An 8875-nucleotide genomic window follows, 5' to 3' on the forward strand; every position below is an offset into this window, starting at 1 on the left:
GTCAGACGCTACGTGGCCGAGTTCATCGGCACATTCCTGCTGGTCTTCTTCGGGGTGGGCAGCGCCGTGGCGGCCCGCGTCGAGGGCGGCGTGGTGGTGGTCGCGCTCGCGTTCGGGTTCGTCATGCTCGCGTTGGTCTACACGATCGGCCAACTCTCCGGCAGCCACGTGAACCCGGCGGTCACCCTCGGGGTGCTGCTCTCCGGCAAGATCTCGCCGATCGGGGCGGTGGCGTACTGGATCGCCCAGTTCGCCGGGGCCGCGCTGGCGTCCTTCCTGCTCTGGGTGCTGGTGCGCTGGGGCGGGGTCACCGACCAGACCGGGGTACTGGGTGCCAACGGCTACGGCACCCACATCAACGTCGGCGGCGCGATCCTGCTGGAAACCGTGCTCACTTTCCTGTTCGTCCTGGTGGTGCTGGTGGTGGGCAAGCGCAGCACGGACCTGTCCGGCTTCGCCGGCCTGGCGATCGGACTGGCGCTGGGCGTGGCGAACCTGGTCGGCATCGCACTGACCGGAGCGGCGGTGAACCCGGCGCGCGCCTTCGGACCGGCGATCTTCTCGGGCTGGCACGCGGTCGGACAACTCTGGGTCTTCATCATCTTCCCGCTGCTCGGCGGGGTGCTGGCCGCGCTTGTCGCGCCGCTTGTCGAACACGGCTCCGGCGTCACCAAGATCGGCACCCCACGCCCGGCCGGACGCTGATCCGGCCGCTCTCATTCGACGCGGTCCTGAGCACTCGATCCGCTTTTCCACCCATTCCCAACCGGTGGCGGCGTAACCGAATAAGTTTCGGTGAGCGTCGATATGGCTTTTACCCTTCCAACGATGCGACGCTAGGGCGTACGGCGTTGGTCATCAGCAGGAGGGTACGTGCAGGCGATACGTCGAAGGCTTCTCGGATCCTCTTCCGCCGACCGCCGGCAGACCGACCCGGAACAGGCAGAATCGGCAGCCCAGCCCGGCCGGGGACCGGGCCGGTGGGCGGCGGCCGGTCGACTGCTGCGTCATGAATGGGTGCTCGCGTCATTCGCCGGGTTGGCGTTGGCCGTGCTTCTCACCTGGCCCACTCTGAAGCAGCCCTGGACGACCATCCCCGGCGACATCGGGGATCCCACATTGCAGGCATGGCAGGTCGCGTGGGGCGGACACGCTCTGGCCACCGATCCCCTTCGGCTCTGGCACTCCAATACGTTCTTCCCGGAGCTGTACACCTTCGCCTACAGCGACACTCTGCTCGGTTACGCCCCCGCCGGACTGCTCGGCCAGGGCGTCGAGGCCGCCGTGTTCCGGTACAACCTCCTCTACGTCCTGGTTTTCGCACTCGCCTTCGTCGGGGCGTACGCCCTGATCCGCCAGCTGGGCGGCAGCCGGACGGCGGCGGCCGTGGCCGGCGTCGCCTGGTCCTTCGCGCCGTGGCGGCTCGCTCACAGCGGTCACCTCAACATCCTCTCCATCGGCGGCATCGCGCTCTGCCTGGCGATGCTGGCCCGTGGTCACGGTTGGTCCCTGCGGCACGGCCACCGGCCGGAGTTGCACCGTCCCGGCTGGGTCGTGGCCGGTTGGCTGGTCGCCGCCTGGCAGGTGAGTCTCGGCTTCGGCATCGGTCTGCCACTCGTGTACTTCCTCGCCGGCACCGGCCTGGTGGTGGCGGCGGCCGTCGGCTGGTCACGGTGGCGTACCGGCACCTGGGTGCTCGACCGCCGGGTGGTGCTGGCCAACCTGGCCGGCGGTGCCGTCTTCGGTGCGGTCTGCCTCTGGCTCGGGACCGCCCTGCTGCGGGTGGTCGAGCTGAATCCGCAGGCCCGTCGGGACCTGTCCTGGACCGAGATGTTCTCCCCGCCGCTGCGGGGATACTTCGTCGCGCCCGCCGACTCGTGGTTGTGGGGTGACTATTTCCAGACCGCCCGGGCGCAGTTGACCTGGCCGCCGGAGATGGCGCTGCTGCCCGGCGTCACGTTGATCGTGCTGGCCGCGGTCGGGCTGAGCTACTCGGTGTTCCGGGTCCGGCACCGCGTCCTGCTCGGGCTCGGGGTCCTGGTCAGCGGTGCGCTCGGGCTGGGCAGCACCCTCGCCGGTGACGGCGACCCGGGATACCTGACGTTGTCCCGGCTGCTTCCCGGCTGGGACGCGCTGCGCACCCCGGGACGGCTCATGATCTGGACGAGCCTGCTGCTCGCCATTCTCGCGGCCGGGGCGATCACCGAGTTCGGGCGGCAGCTTCCCCAGCTGAAGTGGCCACGCCTGGCCGGGAGAATCGTGCTGCTGACGCCGCTGCTGCTGGTGCTTGTCGAAGGCGTCAACCGCACCCCCCACCCCACCGTGCCGACCGCGCCGGCAGCGGTCCGGGCCGCCACCGAACCGCTGCTGGTCCTGCCCAGCGACGGCATCGCCGAACTGCACGTGATGCTCTGGTCCACCGACGGGTACCCGCGCATCGCCAACGGCCTCGCCGGCTTCGTGCCGGCCAGTCAGCAGCAGATCCGCACGATGAGCATGAGCTTCCCCGATCCGGGCAGTGTCGCGTTCCTGCGGCAGGTCGGCATCCGCTCGGTGGTCGTCCTGCCGGATCAGCTCGCCGGCACGCCCTGGGACGGCGTCGCCACCCGACCGCTGGACGGCCTCGGCATCACCCGCGAGGAGATCGACGGCGCCTTCCTGTACCACCTCGACTAAGCGGGATTGGAGGAAAGGGTGCGGCTGTCGATAGTGGTGCCCTGCTACAACGAGGAGCCGTCGATCGCTGCCCTGCACGCGGCGCTCACCACGGCAGCCACGGCGTTGCCCGACGACGAGGTGGAAATCCTCTTCGTGGACGACGGCAGCACCGACGGCACCCTGGCGGCCCTGCGCGACCTCGCCACCCGTGATCCCGCCGTGCGGTACATCTCCTTCAGCCGCAACTTCGGCAAGGAGGCGGCGATGCTGGCGGGGTTGCAGCGCACCCAAGGCGACGCGGTCGTCCTGCTCGACGCCGACCTGCAACACCCCCCACACCTGCTGCCACAGATGGTCGCGCTCTACAAGCAGGGCTACGACCAGGTGGTCGCGGTCCGCGACCGCAGCGGTGAGCCGACGCTGCGGCGGATCCCGGCCCGGCTGTTCTACCGTGCGGTCAACCGCTGGGTCGATGTCCGGTTACACGACGGCGCGGGTGACTTCCGGCTGCTGTCGCGGGAGGTGGTCGAGGCCCTGCTCGCCCTGCCCGAGTACCACCGCTTCTCCAAGGGGCTCTTCTCCTGGGTCGGCTTCGACACCATCTCGCTGCCGTTCCCGCACGAGCCACGGCAGGCCGGCACCAGCACCTGGAGCTTCGGCAAGCTGTTCAACTACGCCCTGGACGGGCTGCTCTCGTTCAACCACAAACCGCTGCGCCTCGTCGTCTACGTGGGCCTGCTCCAGACCCTCATCGCCCTCGGGTACGCCATCTGGGTCGTCGTCAAGGCGGCCGTGGAAGGCGTCGACATGCCGGGCTACGCGACGCTCATCAGCGCCGTGATCGGGATGGGTGGCGTCCAGTTGATGGTGCTCGGCGTGATCGGCGAGTACATCGGGCGGATCTACCACGAGAGCAAACGCCGCCCACACTTCCTCATCCGCGAGTCCGACAGCACCCGGCAGGCCGGACGCGACCGCGCGGCTCGCCCCCGGGCACGCCTGTCGTGAACGATGAACACATGACAGCTACCGGAAAGGCAGCACTTCCCGCCACGGTGACCTGGGGGCTGCTGGCAGCGTGGGCCGTCCATGACAGCGAGGAACTGGCCACGATGGGTGGCTGGGTCGATCGGGCCCGCCCCCGGCTGCGGGCCCATCTTCCCTGGGTGCCGGAGCGGGTCTGGGATCGGCTGCGGGTCAGCCCGGCCCAGGCAGGTATCGCGATCGGCCTGATGGGAGCCGTGATGGCCACTGCCGCGGCGCGTGGTGCCAGCACCGGCGGGCGCAGTCGGTTCTATCAGGCGGCCCTTGTCGGTTTCGGGGCACACGCGGGCGGCCACCTGGCGCAGGCCGTGCTCACTCGGGGATACACCCCCGGTGTGGTGACCGCACCGCTGGTCGTCGCCCCGTTCTCGTGGTGGGCATGGCGGCGTCTGGGCGCGGCCGGCGTACGCCGCGACGATCGCGCGACCGCGGTGGGCGCGGCATTGCTCCTGCCCGCTGCCGCCCTCTGCCACGCGGTGGCGCGCCGGCTCGCCCCGGCGCCCACCAGCAGCAGCGGAGACAGCGGGTAGCCCGTTTCCTGAACGGGCTCACTTCCGGGTGGCGCCCATGGGTTCGCGGACCAGCGCGCCGTCGATGTAGCAGTAGCGCCACTCCTCGCCCGGCTCCAACGACCGGATCAACGGGTGACCGGTCTGCCGGTAGTGCTCCTCGGCGTGGTTGTTCACCGAGTCGCTGCAACAGCCCACCGCGCCGCAGGTCAGGCAGAGCCGCAGCTGCACCCAGTCGTCGCCGCTCTCCTGGCACTGCGGGCACGCCTCGGCGTCGGACTCGGTGATCTGGATGCGGTCGAGGTGGGTGCAGGAGGTGCTGATGGTCTCCTCCCGCACGTACCGCCAGCTCGCGTGCAGCAGGCGGTCCGGGATGATCCGGGCCAGGTAGCGGGAGTTCGCCGCGAGCAGCGGGCTGACCACGGCGAGCACCAGCACGTACAGGGCGATGAACGGGCCGAGGCGGGCGTCCAGCCCGGCGGCGAGCGCGAGGGTGGCGAGGATCAGCGAGAACTCGCCACGGCCCAGCACGGTCAGGCCGACGTTCGCCGCGCCGCGCTGGTTGAGCCCGAACAACCGGCCGGCGATCAGCCCGGCGGCCACGTTCGTCACCACTGTCAGCAGCACCGCCAGCAGCACCGGCAGCGCCACGGTGCCGATCGCGCTGACGTTGATGCTCAGCCCGAACACCACGAAGAAGACCGCCGCGAAGACGTCACGCAGCGGCAGGACCAGGCGTTCCACCCGTTCGCGGATGGGCGTACGGGACACCACCAGCCCGATCATCAGGGCGCCGATGGCGTCGGAGACACCGATCTCGGCGGAGATGCCGGCCACCAGGACCACCAGCCCGACCATCAGGATGGCCAGCAGCTCGTCCTCGTTGCTGTCGATGATCTTGCCGACCAGGCGGGCGCCGTACCGCGCGACGGCGAAGAGCACGACCAGGTACGCGAAACTCAGCCCGATCCGCAGCGTCAGCTCCCCGGCCGATCCGGCGCCGGACAACAGCGGCGACAGCAAGGCCAGGTACAACGCGAGGAAGAGATCCTCGATCACGATGATGCCGAGGATGACCGGAGTCTCCGCGTTCGCCAGCCGACGGAGCTCGATGAGCAGCTTGGTGACGATTGCCGACGAGGAGATGCCCAGCGCACCGGCCACCACGAACGCCTCGTAGCCGCCCCAGCCCAGCGCGAACCCGAAGAGCAGCCCGGCGCCGACGTTGAGCAGGATGTAGGAGCCGGCCGCGATGAACAACCGCTTCCCGCTGCCGAGCACCTGCTCCACCGGGAACTCCACGCCCAGGTGGAACAGGAGCAACACCAGCCCCAGCGAGGCGAGCAGGCTCAGGTCCTCGGGATGGGCCACCAGCACCGGACCGGGCGTGCCCGGCCCGAGCAGGATGCCGGCCAGCATGAAGAACGGCACGGTGGGCAGGTTGATCCGGCGGCCGAAGCGGGCCAACAGTCCCGCGATCAACACGAGGGCGCCGAAGCCCACGAGGTCAGCGTGCACGGGTGAGGACTCCTCGGATGGGCGGGGCGGGAACCGGGTGGTGCGGGTTACTCGGTGAAGTAGGTGCCGGCCAGCAACGCGCCCACCTTGCGGGCCTGCTCCTCCGACATCTCGATCACGGCAACCGGATCATCCACCCCCGCGGCGAAGACGTACAGGTCGCGGGCGCCGTCGCGGCGTACCACGATCGAGATCCGCTGGGTGTTGCTGCCCAGGTCGACGTCGTACCGCTTGCCGATTCCTGGCAGTTCCTGCACGTGTATCCCTTTGCCCATGGCCCCTCCCCGCCGCGATCCGCGAACTCTGCCGCAATCGTACGAGCCCAGCCAGCTCATTCAGAAGTTGGTGGTGGCGGTGAACCCGGGGGTGGGGTCGGCCGTCATAGCGGTCGTCCTTGATCCTTCTCCAGCACGACGGAAGCGAGGGGCGCGATGTCCGGTGCGCGCTCTCGCCGGAATTCGATCGGCACCAGCAAAGGTGGTCTCCAATGAGCGGAAGCGAGGGCAACAGCCCGACCAGCAGCAGCTCGTACAACTCGAACCTCGCCTTCGGCGGGTCGTCGTCGGACAGTTCAGCCGATGACACCGCCTACCACGGACGAACCGGCGAGATGGACTTCGTGGCCACTTCCAACGGCCGCACGATGGAACGCCTCACCCATGCCCTCGCCGCGCTACCCGCGGACTTCCAGACGATCCGGCGGATGGCCGGCCGGGTCGACGTCGTGTTCGGCCAGGCCGACGGCGGCGGTGTCGGCGTCTGGCGCGAGGGCGCCCCCGGGCAACGCAGCACGATCGTCCTGAACCCGGAACACGCCGACGTGCAGCGGGAGGGCAGCAGCCGCCTGCTGGGCACCGCCATCTTCGAGGTGATGAATGCCGCGCAGGCCGAGCGGCGCGCGAACCTCGACCGAGATGCCGGCCGGGGCCGCATCGCCCGCCGGGCCGCGCGCGAGGGCATGACGCCGGAGGCGTACTACGGCCGCGAGGTGGAGCGGATCGAGTTCGACAACGCCGTTACCCACCGCCGGCTCGTCAACGAGCTGCCCGGCCAGCGCACCGGCACGCACGTCGACCTCTTCCGGAACACGGTCCCGTTGCTCCGGAACAACCAGGGGCCGGGTACGCAGGCGTACAACGACGCCTTCGCGAACTACTATCAGCTGCAACGCCAGAGCGGTCACACCCAGGACTACGAGAACCGCTATGCCTTCGTCGGGCCGCCGCAGCCGCCGATCACGCTCAACGACCTGCCGTCCGGCCAGGTGGCCCAGACCCCCGCCTGGGATCCTCGCGCGTCCACCGTGCAGTCGACGCGGGGCTCTGGCGAAAGCAGAGGTGCCGGCGAGCCGAGCGGCTCGTCCCATGACAGATCCCGAAGGCACCGTGCCCACGGATCCGGATCCGGCCGCGGCCGCAAGTAGCCCTCTTAAACCCCCGAGGGTCCATTGATCATGAGGTTAGCGGCGATCTTGATCTTCTGGACTGCCGCTAACCTCATGATCAACGCGGGTGGTGGGTGGGGTGGGTCAGGAGGTCAGCCGGAAGGTGGCGTCGTTGCGGGACTGGGCATCGGTGATCTGGTCCAGGCGGAGCTGGTAGTCGTAGTGGCGGATGTGGCGGTCGGGGTAGTTGTAGGACTGGAACGACTGCCAGGCGCTGTTGCCCAGCCCGGCGACCTGGCGGAAGGTGGCGTCGGCGGCGAACACCGACGTGCCGTCGTTGGCCGCCAGCACGAAGTCGAAACCGTAGTGCCGCAGGTAGTAGCCCGGGTAGTTGACGGACTCGAACGACACGTACCCGGAGTTGTTGGCCAGGCCCGGCACCACCCGGAACTGCGCGTCCTGGGCGGGGTTGACGTTGGCGTCGATGCGTACGTCGTAGTCGGCGTGCCGCACGTACCGGTCCTGGTGGGTGTACGACTGGATCCGGTTGACCGAGGTGTTGCTCGGCCAGCGGGCGAGCACCCGGCTCTCCTCGGCGGCGGTCAGGTTCAGGATCGAGCCGTGCCGCTTGCGGCTGGCCCCCATGTTGTAGTCGGACCGGACCCGGAAGTTGGTGACGCTGCCCAGGTTCGTCGAGGTGATCGGCAGGTAGCCACGGTTGGTGGCGAACTGGTCGAGGTAGAGCGCCCACTCGTTGCGGCCGTTGAACTGCATCCACATCGGGCCCTCGACGATGTTGCCGCCGCCGGTGCCGTTGGAGATGCCCAGGTGGGACAGGTTGCCCAGGCTGGTCCAGGTGCCGAGGATCGAGTTGCTGGCCTCGATCGGGATGTGCCCGTCGGCCGACGCCCGGTAGTAGCGGTAGCCGCCGACGCTGTTCGGCACCTCGATGATCTGGGTGTCGATGATGCCCTGGCTGCCGGGCCGCTCGATGAACAGTTGCGGCGCGGTGAAGGTGCGGAAGTCGCTGGTGCGGACGTACCAGATCCGGTTCTTGGTGACGCCGTTGCGCGGTGAGTTCGTCGCCCAGTAGAGGACGTAGTCGCCGGTGGCCTGGTTGTAGATCGCCTCCGGCGCCCAGGCGTTGCCGGCACCGGGGATCGCGCCGGCCACGTTGATCAGCCAGGGCGCGGACCAGTTCACCAGGTCGCGGGACTCCCAGACGACGAGGGAGGTGCTGCCCCGGTTCAGTGCGTCGCTCCACGAGGTGCCGCTGGCGATGCGCAGGTCGGTGGCGACGATCCAGTACCTGTCGCCGGCGGGTGAGCGGACCAGGGCGGGGTCGCGTACGCCGCGGGTGCCGAGCGTGGAGAGCAGGACCGGCGAGCCGTTGTTCAGGTCCCGCCAGGTCAGGCCGTCACTGCTGTGAGCGAGGTAGATCTGCTCACCGTTTGCCGACTCCCCGGTGAAGTGGGCCATCAGGTAACCGGTGAACGGATCGAGCGCGGCGGCCTCCGCTCGGGGTGTCTGCCCGCCGGGCAGCAACAGCAGGCAGATCGCGGCGAGCAGCGCGCTCACTCTGGCGACGACTCTCGGCATCCAGGCTCTCCTTACCAACTTTGTTAGCGTTAACATCACGCGCCGAAAACATCCACGTCAGTGACTGTTTCGGGCTTGTGTCGAAGTGTTGACTGACGACCCCGGCCTGTCAAGGCATCGACATCAGTACCCCTTGGGGCGCATTCCCGAGGAAGCCCTTGAC

8 protein-coding genes are annotated in these 8875 nt (G+C 69.1%); 5 read left to right on the forward strand and 3 right to left on the reverse strand.

The window, feature by feature from the left end; translation table 11 throughout:
• The 4 genes from C1I93_RS24985 to C1I93_RS25000 all read left to right on the forward strand — a co-directional run.
• The coding region (locus C1I93_RS24985; RefSeq protein WP_220039599.1) for an MIP/aquaporin family protein at positions 1-705 on the forward strand (705 nt) is incomplete at its 5' end.
• Positions 706-873: 168 nt separating this feature from the next.
• Entirely contained in the window at positions 874-2676 is a 1803-nt protein-coding gene (locus C1I93_RS24990) for a hypothetical protein (protein WP_111245730.1), read from the forward strand.
• An 18-nt stretch (positions 2677-2694) separates the two neighbouring features.
• Entirely contained in the window at positions 2695-3666 is a 972-nt protein-coding gene (locus C1I93_RS24995; RefSeq protein ID WP_212808438.1) for a glycosyltransferase family 2 protein, read from the forward strand.
• Positions 3667-3677: 11 nt separating this feature from the next.
• A complete protein-coding gene (locus C1I93_RS25000) occupies positions 3678-4232 on the forward strand; it encodes an HXXEE domain-containing protein (protein ID WP_181445315.1) in 555 nt (184 codons plus the stop codon).
• 18 nt (positions 4233-4250) lie between these two features.
• On the opposite strand, the gene C1I93_RS25005 is transcribed toward C1I93_RS25000, so the two are convergent.
• Complete coding sequence (locus C1I93_RS25005; protein WP_111245733.1) at positions 4251-5729, reverse strand: cation:proton antiporter domain-containing protein; 1479 nt, start codon at positions 5727-5729, stop codon at positions 4251-4253.
• A gap of 47 nt (positions 5730-5776) precedes the next feature.
• The gene (locus tag C1I93_RS25010) at positions 5777-6004 is read right to left on the reverse strand and encodes a cation:proton antiporter regulatory subunit (protein WP_111245734.1); all 228 of its coding nucleotides are present in this window, start codon (positions 6002-6004) and stop codon (positions 5777-5779) included.
• A 212-nt stretch (positions 6005-6216) separates the two neighbouring features.
• Between C1I93_RS25010 and C1I93_RS25015 the strand changes: the two genes are divergently transcribed.
• Positions 6217-7152, forward strand: coding sequence for a hypothetical protein (locus C1I93_RS25015; protein WP_111245735.1), 936 nt, complete (start codon positions 6217-6219; stop codon positions 7150-7152).
• 105 nt (positions 7153-7257) lie between these two features.
• Here the strand turns inward: C1I93_RS25015 and C1I93_RS25020 are convergent, their stop codons facing one another.
• On the reverse strand, positions 7258-8712 hold the full coding sequence (locus tag C1I93_RS25020) for a glycoside hydrolase family 43 protein (RefSeq protein ID WP_111245736.1): 1455 nt from the start codon (positions 8710-8712) through the stop codon (positions 7258-7260).
• Between the last annotated feature and the right edge of the window lie 163 nt (positions 8713-8875).

The organism is Micromonospora endophytica (assembly GCF_003236305.1).
In the GTDB taxonomy this organism is placed as follows: domain Bacteria; phylum Actinomycetota; class Actinomycetes; order Mycobacteriales; family Micromonosporaceae; genus Micromonospora; species Micromonospora endophytica.

Excerpts from the sequence above, each read along its gene's own strand:
- C1I93_RS25010 (WP_111245734.1), bottom strand. The coding sequence starts at position 6,004 with ATGGGCAAAGGGATACACGTGCAGGAACTGCCAGGAATCGGCAAGCGG.
- C1I93_RS25000 (WP_181445315.1), top strand. The coding sequence starts at position 3,678 with ATGACAGCTACCGGAAAGGCAGCACTTCCCGCCACGGTGACCTGGGGG.
- C1I93_RS25015 (WP_111245735.1), top strand. The coding sequence starts at position 6,217 with ATGAGCGGAAGCGAGGGCAACAGCCCGACCAGCAGCAGCTCGTACAAC.
- C1I93_RS25020 (WP_111245736.1), bottom strand. The coding sequence starts at position 8,712 with ATGCCGAGAGTCGTCGCCAGAGTGAGCGCGCTGCTCGCCGCGATCTGC.